At 62.9% G+C, this 20,327-nt stretch carries 18 protein-coding genes; 10 read left to right on the top strand and 8 right to left on the bottom strand.

Going from position 1 to position 20,327, the window contains the following annotated elements:
- The first annotated feature begins 115 nt into the window (after positions 1-115).
- A complete protein-coding gene (ppsA, locus tag ACT7DK_RS11585; protein ID WP_445399292.1) occupies positions 116-2,494 on the top strand; it encodes a phosphoenolpyruvate synthase in 2,379 nt (792 codons plus the stop codon).
- A gap of 82 nt (positions 2,495-2,576) precedes the next feature.
- Here ppsA and ACT7DK_RS11580 read toward each other — a convergent pair whose 3' ends face one another.
- Entirely contained in the window at positions 2,577-3,062 is a 486-nt protein-coding gene (locus tag ACT7DK_RS11580; RefSeq protein WP_445399290.1) for an Lrp/AsnC family transcriptional regulator, read from the bottom strand.
- A 57-nt stretch (positions 3,063-3,119) separates the two neighbouring features.
- On the opposite strand from ACT7DK_RS11580, the gene ACT7DK_RS11575 reads away from it, so the two are divergent.
- The 5 genes from ACT7DK_RS11575 (at position 3,120) to queE (ending at position 6,027) form a co-directional block, all read left to right on the top strand.
- The gene (locus tag ACT7DK_RS11575) at positions 3,120-3,971 is read left to right on the top strand and encodes a LysE family translocator (RefSeq protein ID WP_445399288.1); all 852 of its coding nucleotides are present in this window, start codon (positions 3,120-3,122) and stop codon (positions 3,969-3,971) included.
- A gap of 11 nt (positions 3,972-3,982) precedes the next feature.
- Entirely contained in the window at positions 3,983-4,174 is a 192-nt protein-coding gene (locus ACT7DK_RS11570; protein ID WP_445399286.1) for a helix-turn-helix domain-containing protein, read from the top strand.
- Between the two features lie 85 nt (positions 4,175-4,259).
- Positions 4,260-4,967, top strand: coding sequence for a 7-cyano-7-deazaguanine synthase QueC (queC, locus tag ACT7DK_RS11565; protein WP_445399284.1), 708 nt, complete (start codon positions 4,260-4,262; stop codon positions 4,965-4,967).
- A complete protein-coding gene (queD, locus tag ACT7DK_RS11560; RefSeq protein WP_445399282.1) occupies positions 4,955-5,311 on the top strand; it encodes a 6-carboxytetrahydropterin synthase QueD in 357 nt (118 codons plus the stop codon). Before queC ends, queD begins: the two co-directional genes overlap by 13 nt.
- Positions 5,308-6,027, top strand: coding sequence for a 7-carboxy-7-deazaguanine synthase QueE (gene queE, locus ACT7DK_RS11555; protein WP_445399280.1), 720 nt, complete (start codon positions 5,308-5,310; stop codon positions 6,025-6,027). Before queD ends, queE begins: the two co-directional genes overlap by 4 nt.
- A gap of 146 nt (positions 6,028-6,173) precedes the next feature.
- On the opposite strand, the gene ACT7DK_RS11550 is transcribed toward queE, so the two are convergent.
- Complete coding sequence (locus tag ACT7DK_RS11550; RefSeq protein WP_445399278.1) at positions 6,174-6,410, bottom strand: hypothetical protein; 237 nt, start codon at positions 6,408-6,410, stop codon at positions 6,174-6,176.
- A gap of 200 nt (positions 6,411-6,610) precedes the next feature.
- Positions 6,611-8,959, bottom strand: coding sequence for a fatty acid cis/trans isomerase (locus ACT7DK_RS11545; RefSeq protein ID WP_445399276.1), 2,349 nt, complete (start codon positions 8,957-8,959; stop codon positions 6,611-6,613).
- A gap of 72 nt (positions 8,960-9,031) precedes the next feature.
- Between ACT7DK_RS11545 and ACT7DK_RS11540 the strand changes: the two genes are divergently transcribed.
- A complete protein-coding gene (locus ACT7DK_RS11540; protein ID WP_445399274.1) occupies positions 9,032-9,295 on the top strand; it encodes a DUF1496 domain-containing protein in 264 nt (87 codons plus the stop codon).
- A gap of 156 nt (positions 9,296-9,451) precedes the next feature.
- On the opposite strand, the gene yfaE is transcribed toward ACT7DK_RS11540, so the two are convergent.
- The 5 genes from yfaE to ubiG form a co-directional block, all read right to left on the bottom strand.
- Positions 9,452-9,724 (bottom strand): class I ribonucleotide reductase maintenance protein YfaE, encoded by a 273-nt coding sequence (gene yfaE / locus ACT7DK_RS11535; RefSeq protein WP_445399272.1) that lies wholly within the window; start codon positions 9,722-9,724, stop codon positions 9,452-9,454.
- Positions 9,721-10,854 (bottom strand): class Ia ribonucleoside-diphosphate reductase subunit beta, encoded by a 1,134-nt coding sequence (gene nrdB, locus ACT7DK_RS11530; RefSeq protein ID WP_445399270.1) that lies wholly within the window; start codon positions 10,852-10,854, stop codon positions 9,721-9,723. The genes yfaE and nrdB overlap by 4 nt, the downstream gene beginning before the upstream one ends.
- A 120-nt stretch (positions 10,855-10,974) precedes the next feature.
- Positions 10,975-13,251 carry a class 1a ribonucleoside-diphosphate reductase subunit alpha gene (nrdA, locus tag ACT7DK_RS11525; protein WP_445399268.1) on the bottom strand — a complete coding sequence of 759 codons (2,277 nt, stop codon included), beginning with the start codon at positions 13,249-13,251 and terminating at the stop codon, positions 10,975-10,977.
- Positions 13,252-13,591: 340 nt separating this feature from the next.
- Complete coding sequence (locus ACT7DK_RS11520) at positions 13,592-14,269, bottom strand: HAD-IA family hydrolase (protein ID WP_445399266.1); 678 nt, start codon at positions 14,267-14,269, stop codon at positions 13,592-13,594.
- A 3-nt stretch (positions 14,270-14,272) separates the two neighbouring features.
- Positions 14,273-14,971, bottom strand: coding sequence for a bifunctional 2-polyprenyl-6-hydroxyphenol methylase/3-demethylubiquinol 3-O-methyltransferase UbiG (ubiG, locus tag ACT7DK_RS11515; protein WP_445399264.1), 699 nt, complete (start codon positions 14,969-14,971; stop codon positions 14,273-14,275).
- Between the two features lie 152 nt (positions 14,972-15,123).
- Here ubiG and gyrA point away from each other — a divergent pair, with 152 nt between their 5' ends.
- The 3 genes from gyrA to hisC all read left to right on the top strand — a co-directional run bounded on the left by gyrA (position 15,124) and on the right by hisC (position 20,282).
- Positions 15,124-17,775 (top strand): DNA topoisomerase (ATP-hydrolyzing) subunit A, encoded by a 2,652-nt coding sequence (gene gyrA / locus ACT7DK_RS11510; RefSeq protein WP_445399262.1) that lies wholly within the window; start codon positions 15,124-15,126, stop codon positions 17,773-17,775.
- A gap of 185 nt (positions 17,776-17,960) precedes the next feature.
- Positions 17,961-19,049 (top strand): 3-phosphoserine/phosphohydroxythreonine transaminase, encoded by a 1,089-nt coding sequence (gene serC, locus ACT7DK_RS11505; RefSeq protein ID WP_445399260.1) that lies wholly within the window; start codon positions 17,961-17,963, stop codon positions 19,047-19,049.
- Between the two features lie 132 nt (positions 19,050-19,181).
- Positions 19,182-20,282, top strand: a complete 1,101-nt coding sequence (hisC, locus tag ACT7DK_RS11500; RefSeq protein WP_445399258.1) for a histidinol-phosphate transaminase — start codon at positions 19,182-19,184, stop codon at positions 20,280-20,282.
- Positions 20,283-20,327: the final 45 nt, after the last annotated feature.

The raw sequence follows: 20,327 nt of genomic DNA, 5'->3' as shown, positions 1-20,327 counted from the left end.
GTGCAGGCCCATCGTCGCAATTAAATAATAAAGGGCCGGAACGACGCACACGGTCCGCCGCGACATACGGTGAGATACGGAAACCCCGAGAACACAACTTTTTGGAGACGTGGCAGTGCAGGATTACGTGATTTGGTACGAACAACTCGGTATGCACGATGTGGATCGGGTTGGCGGCAAGAATGCCTCCCTGGGCGAGATGATCAGCCAGTTGGCCGGCGCCGGCGTGTCGGTGCCCGGCGGCTTTGCGACCACCGCCTTTGCCTTTAACGAGTTTCTGGAGCAAAGCGGGCTCAACGCCCGTATCCACGACCTGCTCGACCAGCTGGACGTGGACAACATCGCCGCCCTGGGCGAAGCCGGCCGCACCATCCGTCAGTGGGTGATCGACACCCCCTTCCAGCCGGCGCTGGAAAGCGCCATCGCCACCGCCTACGGCGAGCTGGCCGGCCAGGGCGGCGAGCAAGCCTCCTTCGCGGTGCGCTCTTCCGCCACCGCCGAGGACATGCCCGACGCCTCCTTCGCCGGCCAGCAGGAAACCTTCCTCAACGTGCGCGGCCTGGACGCGGTGATGGTGGCCATCAAGCACGTGTTCGCCTCCCTGTTCAACGACCGCGCCATCTCCTACCGGGTGCACCAGGGCTACGACCACCGCGGCGTGGCGCTGTCCGCCGGTATCCAGCGCATGGTGCGCTCCGACATCGCCGCCTCCGGCGTGATGTTCACCCTGGACACCGAGTCCGGCTTCGATCAGGTGGTGTTCGTCACCTCCGCCTGGGGCCTGGGCGAAATGGTGGTGCAGGGGGCGGTCAACCCGGATGAATTCTATGTGCACAAGCCCACCCTCAAGGCCGGCCGGCCGGCGGTGGTGCGCAAGACCCTGGGCTCCAAGCTGCAGAAGATGATCTACGCCAACGCCGAGGAGCACGGCAAGCAGGTGGAGATCCGGGAAACCAGCAAGGAAGAGCGCCGCCAGTTCTCGCTGACCAACGAGGAAGTGATGGAGCTGGCCAAGCAGGCCTTGATCATCGAAAAACACTATGATCGTCCGATGGACATCGAATGGGCCAAGGACGGGGTCGACGGCAAGCTCTACATCGTCCAGGCCCGGCCGGAAACCGTGCGCAGTCGCCAGGACGCCAACGTGCTGGAGCGTTTCGCCCTGAACGAACAAGGCCGGGTGGTGGCCGAGGGCCGTGCCATCGGCCACAAGATCGGCGCCGGCGTGGCCAAGGTCATCGACAGCATCGAGCAGATGGACCAGATCAAGGCCGGCGACGTGCTGGTGACCGACATGACCGACCCGGACTGGGAGCCGATCATGAAGCGGGCCGCCGCCATCGTCACCAACCGGGGCGGCCGCACCTGCCATGCCGCCATCATCGCCCGTGAGCTGGGGATTCCCGCCGTGGTGGGCTGTGGCGACGCCACCAGCCGCATCGAGGACGGCCAGGAGGTGACCGTGTCCTGCGCCGAGGGCGACACCGGCTTTATCTACGACGGCAAGCTCGAGTTCAAGGTGGCGACCTCCGAAGTGGGCGCCATGCCGTTGTCGCCGGTGAAGGTGATGATGAACGTGGGCAACCCGGACCGGGCCTTCGACTTCGCCCAGCTGCCCAACGCAGGCGTGGGCCTGGCGCGGCTCGAGTTCATCATCAACCGCATGATCGGCGTCCACCCCAAGGCGCTGCTGGAGTACTACCGCCAGAGCCCCGAGCTCAAGCTCAAGATCGACGAGATGATCGCCGGCTATGACAGCCCGCGCGAGTTCTTCGTGGCCAAGCTGGCCGAGGGCATCTCGACCCTGGCCGCCGCCTTCTGGCCGGAGCGGGTCATCGTGCGGCTGTCCGACTTCAAGTCCAACGAGTACGCCAACCTGTTGGGCGGTGACGCCTACGAGCCGGACGAGGAAAACCCCATGCTGGGCTTCCGCGGCGCCTCCCGCTACATTTCCGAGGACTTCCGCGACTGCTTCGCCATGGAGTGCGAGGCGATGAAGCGGGTACGGGGCGACATGGGCCTGACCAACGTCGAGATCATGATCCCCTTCGTGCGCACCCTGTCCGAGGCGGCCTCGGTCATCGACATCCTGGCCGAGAATGGCCTCAAGCGCGGCGAAGCCGGGCTCAAGGTGATCATGATGTGCGAACTGCCCTCCAACGCCCTGTTGGCGGACAAGTTCCTGGCCTACTTCGACGGCTTCTCCATCGGCTCCAACGACATGACCCAGCTCACCCTGGGCCTGGATCGGGATTCGGGCTTGGTGGCTGGCTCCTTCGACGAGCGGGACGAGGCGGTGAAGGCGCTGCTGTCCATGGCCATCCAGGCGGCGCGCAAGGCCGGCAAGTACGTGGGTATCTGCGGCCAGGGGCCCTCGGATCACGCCGACTTCGCCGCCTGGCTGGTGGAGCAGGGCATCGATTCCGTGTCCCTCAATCCGGACACCGTGATCGACACCTGGCTGTACCTGGCCGAGCACTTCGGCGAGAAGTAAGCGGGTTCGGTTATCCTATAAAAGGGCGCTGCGGCGCCCTTTGTTTTGGCGGTGGTGACAGTCGCTGGATTTGGTGTCGGTACTAATCCTGCTTCGGCTTTTTTATCGGGAAGGCGACAAATGGTTTGATTTCTTTCAGGACAAACATACTTTGCATTTCTTTGATACCGGGTAGGCGACGGATGACCGACATGGAAAACTCGGCATACGAATCCAGGTCGCGGGAGACCACCTGCAACAGAAAGTCGGCATCGCCACCGATGCTATAGCATGCCACCACATCTTCCAGCTCCATCACTTCCTGTTCAAATTTGCGAGCTTCGGCTTCGCTGTGACTGTCGATGCTGACACGGACGAAGACCATCACTCCCAAGCCGATTTTGCGTCTGTCCAGTACCGCCCGGTAACCCAGGATCACTTCATCCTCTTCCAGCTTGCGGACCTTGCGCCAGCAAGGAGAAGCAGACATGCCCAGCTGCTCTGCCAGTGTCTGATTCGTTATGCGAGCGTCTTTCTGCAGTGAGGTAAGAATCTTGATGTCTGTCAGGTTTAAAGGTGTTTTGGTCATAATTTTCTATTATTTGTTTGATTGTGAAAAATATTACCCTCCGCTCGTGAAAGATCAATGATAAAAGGTCATTTTTTTCCGGTTTCATCATGCATAATTTTGTACGTAAACATTGAAGTTGAACGCGGGTTTTATGCCGAAAGGGATAAAGGACATCCATTGCCTTGTATTTTTTATTTTAAAAAATACAGATGGATCGGTTGTTTAGGTAAGTCATTGAAAGTGTTTTCAGAAAAACAACCATGTTACCACCTGGCTTTTATTACTCTGATGATGGAAGGAGAGTTTATGTTGGATACGACTCAGGTTCTGGCATATGTTATTGCGCTAGGATTGGCCGCCGCTATTCCTGGGCCGGGAATGACGGCCTTGGTCGCCCGTAGTGTGAGCGGTGGGGCATTAACTGCATTCACGATGCTTGCCGGTTTGATTTTGGGGGATTTAATCTACTTGTCGTTCGCGGTATTTGGCTTGGCGGTGGTCGCCCACAGCCACAGTGAATGGTTTTTATTGGTTCGCTGGTGTTCAGCATTTTACCTGTGTTGGTTAGCGTGGCAGTTTTGGCGTCATGAACCACAGACCTTGCTTATAGACCAGAAAATCAGTAAGCGAGAGCTGGTGTCCGCATGGTTTTCAGGTCTGACGATTACCCTCGGCAATCCAAAAACAATCGCCTTCTATTTGGCATTGCTGCCGCTGGTCATTGCCTTGGACACTATCTCGCTACAAACCTGGGGCTTGATGCTGGTGCCATTGACCATTGCTGTGCTGTTGATTGTCGGGGCTGTATTTATTCTCGGTGCCCTGAAAATACGCCACTTGTTGGCAAGTTCTCGTGCGCAGCATGTGCTGTTTAAAGGCGCGGCAGTCATGATGGTCCTGGCGGCATTGGGAATGGTAGCCAAGTAAGGATTTGTGCCTTGAAACGAGGCGGGGCGGATTTTCCTGTTTTGCGCCGGGGGCTGGCGCTCAGCCGGGTGGCCAGCGAGCTCGGTTTTACCGATCAGGCTTACTTTCAGCGCCACTTCAAGCGCCGTCTGGCGCTGACTCCCGGCCAATACCAGGGATTTTTCCGCCCATCGGCGCCGGATGGCGACAAGCTGCCCAGATAATGGTGGACAAGGCGGGGCCGGCCGTTAAAATGGCCTCCGCTTTACCCCCCGGTCGCAGCCTACCCGGACAAAACAAGGACACAATATGAAAGCGTTACTGATCTGCTCCGGCGGATTCGACTCCGTGACCCTGGCCCATCGGCTGGCGGCGGAGCAGTCCCTCGGTGCCCTGCTGACCTTCGACTACGGCCAGCGCCACAAGAAAGAAATCGATGCCGCCCGCCGCTGTGCCGAGCGGCTCGACGTGCCGCACCTGGTGATGGACATCGGCCATATCGGCCGCCAGCTGTCCGGCTCGGCGCTGACCGACGACATCGAGGTGCCCCACGGCCACTACAGCGAAGAGAACATGAAGGTGACGGTGGTGCCCAACCGCAACGCCATCATGCTCACCATCGCCTTCGGCGTGGCCGCCGCCCGCGGTCTCGACACCGTGGCCCTGGCGGTGCACGGCGGCGATCACTTTATCTATCCCGACTGCCGGCCCGACTTTATCCGCCTGTTCGGCGAGATGCAGGCCCGTGCCCTCGACGGTGTGGCCGAGGTGGCGTTGCTGGCCCCCTATGTGAACAGCGACAAGACCGGGATCGCCCGGGACACGGCGCGCTTCGATGTGCCGGTGGCCGATACCTGGTCCTGCTACGAAGGCGGCGACCTCCACTGCGGCTGCTGCGGCACCTGCGTGGAGCGCATCGAGGCCATGGCCCTGGCCGGGGTGGCCGATCCCACCCCCTACCGGGACGAGCAGTACTGGCGGGAAGCGGTGGCGAGGGTGAACGCATGTACACCATAAAGAAAGAGTTTCATTTTTCCGCCTCCCACCAACTGAAGCAGATGCCCGACTGGCACCCCTGTGCCCGGCTGCACGGCCACAACTACGTGGTGGTGATCGAGTTGCAGAGCGAGACCCTCGACCAGTACGGCTTCGTGCGTGATTACCTGGAGCTCAAGGCGTTCAAGGAGTATATCGACGAGCGCCTGGATCACCGTCACCTGAACGAGGTGCTGGGCGACGAGTGCACCACCGCCGAGCGCCTGGCCTGCCACCTGTTCGACTGGGCCAGGGCCCGCTGGCCCGAGGTGAGCGCGGTGGCGGTGTCGGAAACCCCCAAGACCTGGGCCGAGTACCGGCCATGAGCATCGCCATCAGTGAAATCTTCGGCCCCACCATCCAGGGGGAAGGAGCGCTTATCGGCGTGCCCACGGTGTTCGTGCGCACCGGCGGCTGCGACTTTCGCTGCAGCTGGTGCGACACCCTCTACGCGGTGGAGCCGCGCTTCAGGGCCGACTGGCAGCCCATGGCGGCCTCGGCCATACTGGCCGAGGTGAACCGGTTGAGCGGCGGCGAGCCCATACTGGTGACCCTCTCCGGCGGCAATCCGGCATTGCAGCCCCTGGCCGAGCTGCTGCGGCTCGGCCACGAGCTGGGCCATAGCTTCGCCATGGAAACCCAGGGCAGCAAGGCGCAAGCCTGGTTCGGGATGCTCGACCACCTGACGCTCAGCCCCAAGCCGCCTTCCTCGGGCATGGCGTTCAACCGGGAGCGGTTCGAGGCCAGCCTGGCCGCCGCCGGGGCCGGCACCCAGCTCAGCCTCAAGCTGGTGATCGCCGACGAGGCGGATTATCGCTGGGCGCGGTCCCTGGCGGACGACTATCCGCAGTTGCCGCTTTACCTGCAACCCTGCAACCCGGCACCGGCCACCCCCGAGCAACCGGAGCGGGAGACCGATCTACAAGATCTTAACGCCCGGTTGCGCTGGCTGGTGGACAGGGTGACCGGCGACCGCTGGTATCGGGCCCGGGTGCTGCCGCAACTGCATGTGCTGATCTGGAACAACGAGCGGGGCGTGTAACGGCCCGGTCAACCATCCCGGGGACCCGGAATGAGGATTGAGTTTACGCAGGCTTCACCGCCGCCGTCCGCAACAATCCGGAGGAAGCCGGGAGCCGGCGGTTGCCGGTCTTTGCTCCCGGGGCCTGGGTTCACCCCGTGGATGGCTCACCACCCTTTTTCTCTCATGCACGAATGGTAGGCCGCATTGGCGGGCTCCTGACTGGGCTTGGCCAGATAGAGGCCGAGGGCCGGAGCCAGGAATTTGCGCACGCCCGGCGTCGTTGCGTTCAGACAGTGTTGATTGTCTGCCACCAGCCGTTGCTCGGGGATAACCGTTTGGGACTTATAGGTGCATCCGCTCAGGGACAGCACTATCAGACAGCAGGCAAGATGATACTTCATGGTGCAGATCCTTCTGATGACCACTATCCCTCAGTGTAGTCAAGTTGGGTCCGGAGAGTTGACTGGCACAGGAAAATGTGCAAGGCAAGCGAAGGCGGCGCCACGCTGGCGGCGCGCAAACTCGCTGGCTGCTATTCCTATCGTTTTGATTGGTAACAATATCCAGGGGCGTCCGGGCCACCCTGGATATTGTCCGGCCGTTACAGATTGAGGTAACGGTTCATGTCCAGCAACCCCGCCTCCAGGGGGGTCGTGTCCTGCTGGTAGCGGTGCAGATCGTGGAAGTAGGACCAGAACCCGGGATGGGTGCGACGGATGCCGAAGTGGCGCGCCAGGGTGTGGATGTCCTCCGCCCGGGCCATGGCCATCAGTGCCGCCACAAAGTCGTCCAGCTCTTCCAGTTTGACGTTGAAGATAAAGTTGGGGTAGCTGCCGACCACCCCGGGCAGCACCGTCAGGGTGTCGTTTTGGGGCCGCAGGCGAAGATCTTCCCCCAGCATGAAGGCCACGTTGGAATGATCCCGGTTGTGCAGCAGGCTGTAGAGCAGCCGTTGCTCGCCGACCTCGATACGCAACAGGCTGACTTCCGGCAGCCACTGGATGGCGGGCAGGGTGGTGGCCGTAATCCCGGTCAGGCGGCGCAGCAGGGCCTCGGCCTCCCGTTCGGCGGCGCTGTCCGCCTCGGCGCAGGCTTGCCGGTGGCAGCGGTTAAGCCGCTCCGGCGGGCCGGCGACCGGGGCCAGGGTGGTGAGCACCTGGCGGCCGAAATCGGCCAGCGGGGCCTCGGCACCGACGGCAATGCGGCTGGGAGTATTTTCGTCCACGTCCGCATAGGTGGTGAACAGCTTGATGCGGGCGCTGTTGTCATACCAGCGGTGCAGCAGCGGGTTGCGTATCTGGGCCGGTAAAAAGCGCAGCAGGTTGGCCTCGGCACCATTGCGGATCAGATCGAAGTAGAGCCGGGTCTGGGCCTGGTGGGCCACGCTGCCGTAGACGTTGAAGTTGGCCACCAGGGCGTAGTAGGTGCGCTCCAGCAGCGGGTAGTCCATCACCCACAGGGTGGTGGGGACATCCCCCTGCCAGCCGCGCAGCACGCTGGCGCTGTCGTGGTGGCGGAAAATGGTGAGCAGGGCGTCCCGGTTGTGGCCGTCCCCGTCCCACAGGTGATCGAGTGACGGCCCCTGGGGATAGGTACGGGCGTAGTCCTGCTGGCGGGCGGCCAGGTAGCGATTGCGGGCCTCCCGATGGGCGACCCAATCCGGCCCCAGGCTCAACAGGTCCGACTGCAACCCCGGCAGGGACAACCATTCCCGCACCCGGGCCTGATGAGTGCTATCGGTAATAAACAAGTCGTGATCCGGGTGCTGGAAGCCGACCCAGAACTGGTCCCGGATCACGTCGGTGGCGATCTGGCCCCGGCACACCGGGCCGCGGATAAAGGTGCGCACGAAGTATTCGGCGTTGTCCAGCAGGTATTGGTAGCGGGCCCGGGCGGGGATGGCGGCATAGGTGGCGAAGGGGTTGGCGGCCCGGGCCGGGCCGTAGCCGGGCAGGGTGGCGACCGTCCAGTCCGGCCCGAAAAACAATTGTTCCAGGCGGGCCATTTTGGCCTCGCTCAGGGGATAGGTGATATGGGTCTTGTGCACTCGGCTTTCCAGGCGGGGCCGCAGCCGGTAGTAGAAGCTCCCCGTTATGCCGTCGGTGGGACGCACGGTCGGGATGAGCGCGATGGGTTCACCGGGCGGGGTGCGGGAGCGCACCAGCTCGAAGAACACCTGGTCCCGGTCGCCCTCGACATGGAGATGGGCGAGGAACCAGTGCTCGTACAGGTAGCGGGCCACCAGCCGGTGGCGGTTGTCTGTCCGGTTGAGCCAGTGCTCCCACCGGCGCAGCTCCCGCTCCAGGCTGGCGGAGAGGGGAAGTTGCTGTTCCGGCACCCTTGCCCCCTGGGCCAGCCAGTCCACCAGGATTTGGTATTCATCATCGGTCAGGCCGGCGACGGCGAAGGGCATGCCGGCCTGGGGGTGCCTGGCGGCGAAGGTCTCGAACTCGTCGGCGTTCACGCACTGGTTGTTACGCTTGATGGAAATGTCCAGGTCGTCCGGCAGCCGTTCGTTGGCCGTCCAGGGGGCCTGCCGGCCCAGGGCCAGCATCCGGGCCATCAGAGCGGCGTCGCCGGCATGATTGTCCAGCACGCTGAAGAAGCCGCGCTCCCGCCAGGCCTGCTCTCTCTCGGCATCCACATAAAGGCGGTTGGGCGGCGCGTCCTGGGTGCGGGTGCCGTCGTAGACCACCTGCTTGCTGGCGCCCCTCTGCACACCCTCGTGGCTGGCGAGCTTGAGCTGGCAGGGGGCGTCGTAGCAGGCGTGGCAGGCGATGCACTTGTGCTCGAAGATGGGCCTGACGTCCCGTTCGTAGTCCACCGGCCGGTCGCCGGGCGCCGGCAGCGACAGGGCCAGTGGCGGCGCCGATGCCGGCTGGCGCAGCAGGAGGAAGAAGGTCGCGGCGAGGAGCGGGACCAGCAACAGCAGCCAGTGGGATTTTTTCATTGTCGGGCCTTGTCGACGGGGTCTGGGACGGTGTTACCATGAGCCGGACCCGGGGTAAAGAGGAAGTTGACCATGATGATAAGACAGTTGTGCTGGGGAGCGCTGGTGCTCAGTACCTTGGCCGGGGCCGATACCATCAGCACCCGGCCGCCGGTGGAGCTGAATATTTCATCGGGGCTGGAGCCGGTGTGTTTCTACGCCGACCAGCGCTATTCGAAGGGATCCGTGATCACCGTGGGCGACCAGCTGTTTATCTGCGAGCGGGAAAAGTCCTTCGAGCAGAACGGCCGGCTGAGCTGGCATCTCTTTCCGCTGAAGGAGGAGGGCAGGCCCTAAGTAACTGATCCTAATAGTGCTACATCGACCGGGCCCCGCACGCAGACACGCCGTGAACCCATCCCTGGGGGCTCCGCCGCGCCATCCCTGGCGCGGAGGGTCTGCTTAGCGGAACCCGGTCGTTGCCGACAATGATCTACTATTCGGAACAGCTATTTAGGCCTGTTTTTTTATTTCCAGAAGGGGGATATCGAGGCTGACCGGCTCGGTTGGCCGGCAGCAGCAGGGCAGTATCTCCCCCTCGGCCAGGTAGGCGAGGGGGGCTTCATGGTAGGTCACCCGGCCGGCCAGCAGGGCGGTGCGACAGGCGCCGCAGTAGCCGCTGCGGCACTGGTATTCCACCGCGTGGCCGGTGCGCTCCAGCCCCTCGAGCAGGGTTTCCCCCGCCCGCAGTTCGAAGCTCAGTTCCCGGGTGCGGACTCGGCTCACAGCTCGAAGTCACCCAGATCGTCGTGGCTCACCTGGGAGTCAATCTGGCCTACCAAGTAGGAGCTGACTTCTACCTCCTGGGGCGCGACCTGGACGTTGTCGGACGACAGCCAGGCGTTGATCCAGGGAATAGGGTTCTGTTTGGAACCCTCAAAGGCGGGCGCCAGTCCCACCGCCTGCATGCGCAGGTTGGTGATGTATTCCACGTACTGGCACAGGATATCCTTGTTCAGGCCGATCATGGAGCCGTCCTTGAACAGGTATTCGGCCCATTCCTTCTCCTGGATGGCGGCGGCCCTGAACAGCTCGAAGCACTGCTGTTCGCAGTCGCGGGCCACCTGGGCCATCTCCGGATCGTCCTCGCCGGCACGCAGGATATTGAGCATGTGCTGGGTGCCGGTCAGGTGCAGGGCTTCGTCCCGGGCGATCAGCTTGATGATCTTGGCGTTGCCTTCCATCAGCTCGCGCTCGGCAAAGGCGAAGGAGCAGGCGAAGCTCACGTAGAAGCGGATCGCTTCCAGGGCGTTGACGCACATCAGGCACAGGTAGAGTTTCTTCTTCAGCTCGTAGCGGTTGACGGTGACCTTCTGGCCCTTGATCTCGTGCTCGCCCTCGCCGTAGAGGTGGTAGAAGTTGGTGTACTCGATAAGCTCATCGTAGTAGCCGGCGATGTCCTTTGCCCGCTTCTGGATATGCTCGTTGGCCACGATGTCGTCGAACACCTTGGAGGGATCGTTGACGATATTGCGGATGATGTGGGTATAGGAGCGCGAGTGGATGGTCTCGGAAAAGGCCCAGGTCTCGATCCAGGTTTCCAGCTCGGGCAGGGACACCAGCGGCAGCAGGGCCACGTTGGGGCTGCGGCCCTGGATGGAGTCGAGCAGGGTCTGGTACTTGAGGTTGCTGATAAAGATGTGCTTCTCATGATCCGGCAGGGCCTGGTAGTCGATCCTGTCCTGGGACACGTCCACCTCTTCCGGACGCCAGAAAAAGGACAGCTGCTTTTCGATCAGCTTCTCAAAAATTTCGTATTTCTGCTGGTCATAGCGGGCCACGTTCACCGGGTTGCCGAGGAACATGGGCTCTTTCATGTGATCGTTTTGAACTTGACTGAAAGTGGTGTAAGACATTTTTCTCGTTCCGCAAAGACAATGAGCGCAGTGCCGCTCAGCCCGCGTTGGCGGTAGTGAGCGACGCTGCGCACAGCGGCGAGGTGGCCCTCGCCGGGATTATTTGAGTGTGACGGTGCCTTAAATCTTGCAGGCACCGCCGGCGCAGCCGTCATCTTCCTGCATGTCGTTCTGGGCGTCTGCCGCACCGTCACGGGTGTTGTGGTAATACAGGGTCTTGAGACCGAACTTGTAGGCGGTGAGCAGGTCTTTCAGCAACTGCTTCATCGGTACCCGGCCGCCCTCAAAGCGGGCCGGATCGTAGTTGGTGTTGGCGGAAATGGCCTGATCCACGAACTTCTGCATCACGCCGACCAGCTGCAGATAGCCGTCGTTGGAGGGCATCTGCCACAGCAGCTCGTACTGGCCCTTGAGCCGTTCGTACTCGGGCACCACCTGCTTGAGGATGCCGTCCTTGGAGGCCTTGATCGACACCAGGCCGCGGGGCGGCTCTATGCCGTTGGTGGCGTTGGAGATCTGGCTCGAGGTTTCGGAGGGCATCAGCGCGGTCAGGGTGCTGTTGCGCAGGCCCACCGTCTTGATCTCCTCGCGCAGGCTTTCCCAGTCCAGGTGCAGCGGTTCGCTGCAGACGCTGTCCAGATCCTTCTTGTAGGTGTCGATGGGCAGTATGCCCTGAGCGTAGGTGGTCTCATTAAAGGCCGGGCAGGCCCCGAACTCCCTGGCCAGCTGCACCGAGGCCTTCAGCAGGTAGTACTGGATGGCCTCGAAAGTCTTGTGGGTCAGGCCGATGGCGCTGCCATCGGAATATTTGACGCCGTGCTTGGCCAGGTAGTAGGCGTAGTTGATGACGCCAATGCCCAGAGTCCGGCGGTTCATCGAGCCCTTGTGGGCGGCCAGCAGCGGGTAGTCCTGGTAGTCGAGCAGGGCGTCGAGGGCGCGTACCGCCAGCTCCGCCAGCTCTTCCAGGTCGTCCAGGCTGCCGATGGCACCCAGGTTGAAGGCGGACAGGGTGCAGAGGGCGATTTCGCCGTTCTCGTCGTTGATGTCCATCAGCGGCTTGGTGGGCAGGGCGATCTCCAGGCAGAGGTTGCTCTGGCGCACCGGGGCCACCGCCGGGTCGAAGGGGCTGTGGGTGTTGCAGTGATCCACGTTCTGGATATAGATGCGGCCGGTGCCGGCGCGTTCCTGCATCATCAGGGAGAACAGCTCCAGCGCCTTGACGGTGCGCTTGCGAATGCTGTCGTCCCGCTCGTATTGCTCGTACAGGGTTTCAAACTTGGCCTGATCCTCAAAGAAGGCATCGTACAGGCCGGGCACGTCGGAGGGGCTGAACAGGGTGATGTCGCCGCCCTTGATCAGGCGCTGGTACATCAGCCGGTTGATCTGCACGCCGTAGTCCATGTGGCGGACCCGGTTCTCTTCCACGCCGCGGTTGTTCTTGAGCACCAGCAGCGACTCCACTTCCAGGTGCCACAGGGGATAGAACAGGGTGGCGGCACCGCCGCGCACGCCGCCCTGGGAGCAGCATTTGACCGCGGTCTGGAAGTGCTTGTAGAAGGGGATACAGCCGGTGTGGAAGGCCTCGCCGCCACGGATGGGGCTGCCGAGCGCCCGGATGCGGCCGGCGTTGATGCCGATGCCGGCGCGCTGGGACACATAACGCACAATGGCGCCGGAGGTGGCGTTGATGGAATCCAGGCTGTCGCCGCACTCGATCAGCACGCAGGAGCTGAACTGGCGGGTGGGCGTGCGCACGCCGGACATGATGGGCGTGGGCAGGGAGATCTTGAACTGGGACACCGCATCATAGAAGCGGGTGATGTAGTCCAGCCGGGTCGCCTTGGGGTACTTGGAGAACAGGCAGGCGGCCACCAGCATGTACAGGAACTGGGGGCTCTCGTAGATGGCGCCGGTGACCCGGTTCTGCACCAGGTACTTGCCCTCGAGCTGCTTGACCGCGGCGTAGGAGAAGTCCATGTCGCGCTCGTGGTGCAGGCGGGCGTTCAGGGTTTCGAACTCCTCGCGGCTGTAGTCGGCCAGGATGTGCTGGTCGTACTTGCCCATCTCGGTGAGTTTGACCACATGATCGTAGAAGTGGGGCGGCTCGAACCGGCCGTAGGCCTTCTTGCGCAGGTGGAACATGGCCAGGCGGGCGGCCAGGTACTGGTAGTCCGGACTCTGTTCGGAGATCAGATCCGCGGCGGCCTTGATGATGGTCTCGTGGATGTCTTCGGTGCGGATACCGTCATAGAACTGGATATGGGAGCGCAGCTCTACCTGGGAGACGGAAACATTGTCCAGGCCCTCGGCGGCCCAGGTGATGACCCTGTGGATCTTGTCCAGATCGATGGGCTCCTTGGCGCCGGAGCGTTTGGTGACCAGCAGATGTTTGTTCATGAGGCGGACCTTCTCCCGGTGGTGTTGTGTCTGCTCCGGCAAAACCCGTGCAGCCAGCCACCCTATATAGTGTGGTCGGCAATCGGAGGAAGCACAACATCTAGTTGTGATATTGAGGATGGGCACAATATAGTGGGTTGCCCCCCGATTCTCAAGCCGGCTGCCGCCGGAAGATCTTGTGGATAATCTGTGATCTTCGGGCTTGTGTTTGCACTCACTAACTTCTGCTCCGTTGGGAGTCTGGCGCTGGCCAAAGCCTGCTGTTTTTATGGGCGGGAGGAAACTTTTTTTGAAAAATTTGGCTTGCAAAAAAAGGCGTTTGGGGATCCCGCCGGAACTTTCAGCAGGAGGTGCCGAACGCGTCTTCGAGCCAGCTTTTCAGGGCCGGCACCGAGTCGAGTCGATGGTCCGCCTGCCAGTCGTCCGGGTTCTCGCCGGCCGAGATGTAGCCCCAGGCGGCGGCGATGGTCACCATGCCGGCGGCCCGGCCCGCTTCTATGTCGCGCCTGTGGTCGCCCACATAGACGCACTGGGCCGCCGCCACCGCCAGCTGTCCGGCGGCGTGGAGCAGGGGAGCCGGATGCGGTTTTTTCTGGGGCAGGGTATCGGCGCTGACGGTGACGCCACAACCGGCGAACAGCGGCAGCCCGGCCAGCAGCGGTTCGGTCAGGGCGGCGGGCTTGTTGGTGACCACCCCCCAGGGAATGCGACGCCGGTCGAGCCAGTCGAGCAGCTCCGCCACGCCGTCGTAGGGGCGGGTATGGCGGCAGAGGTTCTCGCCGTAAAAGGCCAGCATCCGCCGGCGCAGCTGTTCCAGTCCGTGCTGTGCGATAAGCGCCGGCTGGATGCCGGCCTGGAGCAGGGCGTAGGAGCCATCCGAGGTGGTGCAGCTCAGCACCTCGTCGGAGAGCGGGGGCAACCCCAGGCCGGTGATGACATGGTTGGCGGCCGCGCCCATGTCGCCGGCCGTGTCCAGCAGGGTACCGTCTAGGTCGAACAACACCGCGCGCACGTCCATGGTTTACTCCGGTTTGATGGCGTGGACCATGTAGTTGACGTCCGCATCCCGGCTCAGCTTGAAATCGCCGGTCAGGGGCCGGTAGACCACGCCGCTGATGTCCTTCACCACCAGACCGGCCCGCTCTATATAGGAACACAGCTCCGCCGGGGTGATGAACTTGCGGTGATCATGGGTGCCTTTCGGCACCATTTTCAGCAGATGTTCCGCCACCCCTATCATCAGCAGCCAGGCCTTGGGGTTGCGGCTGATGGTGGAAAACACCAGGGTGGCGCCGGGTCGGGCCAGCTCGGCGCAGGCCTGCACCACGGAAGCCGGGTCGGGCACGTGCTCCAGCATTTCCATACAGGTCACCACCTCGAATTGTCCGGGCCGTTCGGCGGCCAGCTGCTCGGCGGTGCCCTGACGATAATTGACGCTCACCCCGGTTTCCAGGGCATGCAGCCGGGCCACGGCCAGCGGCTCGCGGCCCATGTCCACCCCGGTGACCTCGGCGCCTTCCCGGGCCATGCTCTCGCTTAAAATACCGCCGCCGCAGCCGATGTCGATCACCTGCTTGCCGAACAGGCCGCCGGCCTTGCCGGCTATCCAGTCCAGGCGCAGGGGGTTGAGCCGGTGCAGGGGCTTGAAGTCGCCCTCCGGATCCCACCAGCGGGAGGCCATGGCCTCGAATTTGTCGATTTCCTGTTGATCTACGTTCATGGTCGAAGCCTTAAAGCCGGACAAACTGAGGAGGCCATTATAACCAAGCGGCCTGTCGCCGCCAGCTTCCCTGCTCCCGTCGGGCCGGAACTGTGCTAGAATGGCGCGTTTTTCAAAGCCATATAATCAATAAACTGGGGACAAGGCTTGCTATGACCGATCTGGCCCGAGAAATCATGCCGATAAACATCGAGGAAGAGCTCAAACGCTCCTACCTGGATTACGCCATGAGCGTGATCGTGGGACGGGCGCTTCCCGATGTGCGAGATGGTTTGAAGCCGGTGCATCGCCGTGTGCTGTTCGCCATGAACGAGCTCGGCAACGACTGGAACAAGCCCTACAAGAAATCAGCCCGGGTAGTGGGTGACGTAATAGGTAAATATCACCCCCACGGCGACAGCGCGGTATACGACACCATAGTGCGGATGGCGCAGGACTTTTCCATGCGCTATACCCTGGTCGACGGCCAGGGCAACTTCGGCTCGGTGGATGGCGACTCCGCCGCCGCCATGCGTTATACCGAAGTGCGCATGGACAAGATCGCCCACGAGCTGCTGGCGGATCTGGACAAGGAAACCGTCGACTGGGTGCCCAACTACGACGGCACCGAGATGATACCGGCGGTGATGCCGACCAAGGTGCCCAACCTGCTGGTCAACGGCTCCTCCGGTATCGCCGTGGGCATGGCCACCAATATTCCGCCCCACAACCTCAACGAGGTGGTGGACGGCTGCCTGGCGCTGATCGACAACGAACACATCAGCGTCGACCAGCTGATCGAGCTGATCCCGGGCCCGGATTTCCCCACCGGCGGCATCATCAACGGCAAGTCCGGCATCATCGATGCCTACCGCACCGGCCGTGGCAAGATCTATGTGCGCGCCCTGGCCGAGATCGAGGCCGACGAGAAGAGCGGGCGCGAGACCATCATCGTCTCCGAGCTGCCCTACCAGGTGAACAAGGCGCGGTTGATTGAAAAAATCGCCGAGCTGGTCAAGGAAAAGCGCATCGAGGGCATTTCCGCCCTGCGCGACGAGTCCGACAAGGACGGCATGCGCGTGGTGATCGAGGTGCGCCGGGGCGAGGTGGCCGAGGTCATCCTCAACAACCTCTATGCCCAGACCCAGATGCAGACGGTGTTCGGCATCAACATGGTGGCGCTGGACAACAACCAGCCGCGCACCTTCAACCTGAAGGAAATGCTGGAGTGCTTTATCCAGCACCGGCGCGAAGTGGTCACCCGCCGCACCATCTTCGAACTGCGCAAGGCGCGGGACCGGGCCCACATCCTGGAAGGCCTGGCCATCGCCCTGGCCAACATCGATCCGGTGATCGAGCTGATCCGCCGCTCGCCGACCCCGGCGGAGGCCAAGGCCGGGCTGCTGGCCCAGGGCTGGGCGCTGGGCAACGTGGCCGGCATGCTGGAGCGGGCCGGTGACGACGCCGCCCGTCCGGAATGGCTGGAGCCCGAATACGGCATCCGCGACGGCCACTATTACCTGACAGAGCAGCAGGCCCAGGCCATCCTGGATCTGCGCCTGCACCGCCTGACCGGCCTCGAGCACGAGAAGATCCTGGAGGAATACCAGAGCCTGCTCGAGCAGATCGCCGAGCTGCTGCACATCCTCAACAGCACGGTCCGCCTGATGGAGGTGATCCGCGAGGAGCTGGAAGCGCTCAAGGAGCAGTTCGGCGATACCCGCCGCACCGAGATCACCACTTCCAGCGCCGAGATCAACATCGAGGACCTGATCACCCAGGAAGACGTGGTGGTCACCCTGTCCCACCAGGGCTACGTGAAGTACCAGCCGCTGTCCGACTATGAGGCCCAGCGCCGGGGCGGGCGCGGCAAGTCGGCGACCAGCATCAAGGAAGAGGACTTCGTCGAGCGGCTGCTGGTGGCCAACACCCACGACACCATTTTGTGCTTCTCCACCGCCGGCAAGGTGTACTGGCTCAAGGTCTACCAGTTGCCCGAAGCCAGCCGTGCCGCCCGTGGCCGGCCCATCGTCAACCTGTTGCCGCTGGAGCAGGGGGAGCGTATCACCGCCATACTGCCGGTGCAGGAATATTCCGACGACAAATACGTGTTCTTCGCCACCGCCGACGGCACCGTCAAGAAGACCAGCCTGTCCGCCTTCAGCCGGCCGCTGGCCTCCGGTATCCGCGCCATCAACCTGAAGGAAGGGGATGAGCTGATCGGGGTCGACATCACCGATGGCAGCAACGAGATCATGCTGTTCTCCAACGCCGGCAAGGTTGTGCGCTTCGCCGAAGGCGGCGGTCGCGCCGAGGCCGACGGAGCCGAAGAGGGTGACGAACAGGCCGATGACGCCGCCGGTACCGGCGGCTCCAAGGGGGTGCGCCCCATGGGCCGTACCGCCTCCGGGGTGCGCGGCATCCGCCTGGCCGAGGGGGATCGGGTGGTGTCGCTGATCGTGCCCCGCGGCGCCGGGGCCATCCTCACCGCCACCGCCAACGGTTACGGCAAGCGCACCGCGCTCGAGGAATATCCGACCAAGAGCCGGGCTACCCTGGGGGTGGTCTCGATCAAGGTGAGCGAGCGCAACGGCCCCGTGGTGGGCGCCATCCAGGTGGACGAGGGCAACGAGATCATGCTGATCACCAATGGCGGCACCCTGGTGCGTACCCGGGTGTCCGAGGTCAGCCTGATCGGTCGCAACACCGCCGGTGTACGCCTGATCCGCACCGGTGAGGACGAGCAGGTGGTGGGCCTGCAGCGCATCGAGGAAACCGAGGGCGACGAACTGGCCGAAGGCCAGGACGGCGCGGCCGAGGAGTAAGTCAGTAAGGGGCCCTTGGGCCCCTTTTGTTCGGGCCAGCCCTTGGCCGAAAAATCATTTTGACTCGGCGCCCCGCCGCCGTGTAAAAGCTAGTAATAATAAAGAAGCGTGCAGGCCGGGTAGGGGATCTTCCTTCCCGCCGGCCGCTTTTGTCACTTTGTTTAATCGAGGGTAACCCAGGGAAAATGGAGAAGATGGTTTATAACTTCAGCGCAGGCCCGGCCATGCTGCCGGTAGAGGTAATGAAACAGGCCCAGGCCGAGTTCCGTGACTTTCACGGCCTGGGCGTGTCGGTGATGGAGCTGAGCCACCGTGGCACCGACTACATGGCGGTGGCGGCCCAGGCCGAGCAGGACCTGCGGGATCTGATGCAGATCCCCGACAACTACAAGGTGCTGTTCCTGCAGGGCGGTGGCCGTGGCCAGTTCGCCGCCGTGGCGCTTAACCTGATGGGCATCAACGCCAAGGCCGACTACATCGTCACCGGTCAGTGGTCCAAGTCCGCCGTCTCCGAAGCCGAGAAGGTGGGGGACGTGCGGGTGCTGGACGGGCTCAAGGCCGCCGCAGACGGACGCCAGGGCCTAGCCACCAGCTGGGCGCTGGACTCCACCGCCGCCTATGTGCATTACTGCCCCAACGAAACCATCGAAGGTCTGGAATACCACTTTGTTCCCGACACCGGCGACGTGCCCCTGGTGGCGGACATGTCGTCCACCATCCTCTCCCGTCCCATCGACGTGACCAGGTTCGGCCTTATCTACGCCGGCGCCCAGAAGAACATCGGTCCCTCCGGCCTGGCGGTGGTCATAGTGCGTGAAGACCTGCTCAGCCAGGCCTGTCCCCAGGTGCCGGCGATCCTGGACTACGCCGCCATGGCCAAGGCCGACTCCATGCTCAACACCCCGCCCACCTATGCCTGGTACCTGGCCGGCCTGGTGTTCCAGTGGCTGAAACGCCAGGGTGGCCTGGAGGCCATGGGCGAGCGCAACAAGGCCAAGGCCGAACTGTTGTACAACTACGTGGATGCCAGCGACTTCTACCGCAACGAGGTGCATCCCAGCGCCCGCTCCTGGATGAACATCCCCTTCCAGCTGAAGGACGACAGCCTGAACGACGTCTTCCTGAAGGAGGCCAAGGCCGCAGGCCTGCTGGCGCTCAAGGGCCACCGCATCGTGGGCGGCATGCGCGCCAGCCTGTACAACGCCATGCCCATCGAAGGGGTGCAGGCGCTGGTCGCCTTTATGGACAGGTTCGCCAAGCAGCACGGAAGCTAAAGCTTGCAGCCGTAAGCGGTAAGCTGGAAGAAAAAACAGCGTCATATGAAAAGGCGGCACCGCGCTGTAGCCGCCACTTCAGTTGGCGGGCCTTGTTGTGCAAGGCCATTGGAACAGATACAAGGAGTCACCGTGAGTATTGATTTTCTGGCCCTGGCCAACCCCGGGGTGGAGGGGCTGCACCCTTACCAGCCGGGCAAGCCGGTGGAAGAGCTGGAGCGCGAGCTCGGCATCAGCAACAGCGTGAAACTGGCCTCTAATGAAAACCCGCTGGGTCTGGGGCCCAAGGCCCGGGCCGCCATCGAACGCGCCCTGCCGGAGCTGGCCCGTTACCCGGACGCCAACGGTTTCGCCCTCAAGGCCAAGCTGGCGGACAAGCTCGGCGTCCGCCGCGAGCAGCTGATCCTCGGCAACGGCTCCAACGAGCTGATCGACCTGGTGTTCCACACCTTCGTGTCGCCCGGGCAGCAGGTAGTGTATTCCCAGTACACCTTTATCGTCTACGCCCTGGCCACCCAGGCCCACGGCGCCGAGGCGGTGGTGGTGCCGGCCAGGGACTTCGGCCATGATCTCGAGGCCATGGCGACGGCCATCACCCCGGCGACCCGGCTGGTGTGCATCACCAACCCCAACAACCCGACCGGCACCTTCGTCGGCGCGGCCGAGATCAAAGCTTTTATGGACAAGGTGCCGGCCCAGGTGCTGGTGGTGCTGGATGAGGCCTATACCGAGTATGTGGCGGAAGACGAGCGGATCCCGTCCATCGACTGGCTGGCCCGCTATCCCAACCTGATCGTGTCGCGCACCTTCTCCAAGGCCTATGGCCTGGCGGGGCTGCGGGTGGGCTACATGGTCTGCCATCCGGAGCTGGTGGCGGTGCTCAACCGGGTGCGCGAGCCCTTCAACTGCAACAGTCTGGCTCTGGCGGCGGCGGAAGCGGCGCTGGACGACGAGGACTATCTCAACCAGGCGGTGGAACTGAACCGGCGGGAGATGGCGCGCTACGAGGCTTTCTTCCAGGAGAAGGGCCTGAAATACATTCCTTCCCGGGCCAACTTCATCACCCTGGATCTGCAGCGGGAAGCCGGGCCTGTGTATGAGGCGCTGCTGCGCGAGGGTGTCATCGTGCGGCCCATCGCCGGCTACGGCCTGCCGACCTGCCTGCGCATCAGCATCGGTCTCGAGCACGAGAACCAGCGGTGCCTGGAAGCCCTGGCCAAGGTGCTGGGTTGAGCGAAGGCCGGTGCACACCGGCCTTTTGTTTATCTTGCCCTGATG

This window comes from Zobellella sp. An-6, assembly GCF_052487945.1.
This window is presented reverse-complemented; position numbering and strand designations above follow the sequence as displayed.

Excerpts from the sequence above, each read along its gene's own strand:
- ACT7DK_RS11580 (WP_445399290.1), bottom strand. The coding sequence starts at position 3,062 with ATGACCAAAACACCTTTAAACCTGACAGACATCAAGATTCTTACCTCA.
- ACT7DK_RS11575 (WP_445399288.1), top strand. The coding sequence starts at position 3,120 with ATGATAAAAGGTCATTTTTTTCCGGTTTCATCATGCATAATTTTGTAC.
- queC (WP_445399284.1), top strand. The coding sequence starts at position 4,260 with ATGAAAGCGTTACTGATCTGCTCCGGCGGATTCGACTCCGTGACCCTG.
- queD (WP_445399282.1), top strand. The coding sequence starts at position 4,955 with ATGTACACCATAAAGAAAGAGTTTCATTTTTCCGCCTCCCACCAACTG.
- queE (WP_445399280.1), top strand. The coding sequence starts at position 5,308 with ATGAGCATCGCCATCAGTGAAATCTTCGGCCCCACCATCCAGGGGGAA.
- ACT7DK_RS11550 (WP_445399278.1), bottom strand. The coding sequence starts at position 6,410 with ATGAAGTATCATCTTGCCTGCTGTCTGATAGTGCTGTCCCTGAGCGGA.
- ACT7DK_RS11545 (WP_445399276.1), bottom strand. The coding sequence starts at position 8,959 with ATGAAAAAATCCCACTGGCTGCTGTTGCTGGTCCCGCTCCTCGCCGCG.
- ACT7DK_RS11540 (WP_445399274.1), top strand. The coding sequence starts at position 9,032 with ATGATGATAAGACAGTTGTGCTGGGGAGCGCTGGTGCTCAGTACCTTG.
- nrdB (WP_445399270.1), bottom strand. The coding sequence starts at position 10,854 with ATGTCTTACACCACTTTCAGTCAAGTTCAAAACGATCACATGAAAGAG.
- nrdA (WP_445399268.1), bottom strand. The coding sequence starts at position 13,251 with ATGAACAAACATCTGCTGGTCACCAAACGCTCCGGCGCCAAGGAGCCC.
- ACT7DK_RS11520 (WP_445399266.1), bottom strand. The coding sequence starts at position 14,269 with ATGGACGTGCGCGCGGTGTTGTTCGACCTAGACGGTACCCTGCTGGAC.
- ubiG (WP_445399264.1), bottom strand. The coding sequence starts at position 14,971 with ATGAACGTAGATCAACAGGAAATCGACAAATTCGAGGCCATGGCCTCC.
- gyrA (WP_445399262.1), top strand. The coding sequence starts at position 15,124 with ATGACCGATCTGGCCCGAGAAATCATGCCGATAAACATCGAGGAAGAG.
- serC (WP_445399260.1), top strand. The coding sequence starts at position 17,961 with ATGGAGAAGATGGTTTATAACTTCAGCGCAGGCCCGGCCATGCTGCCG.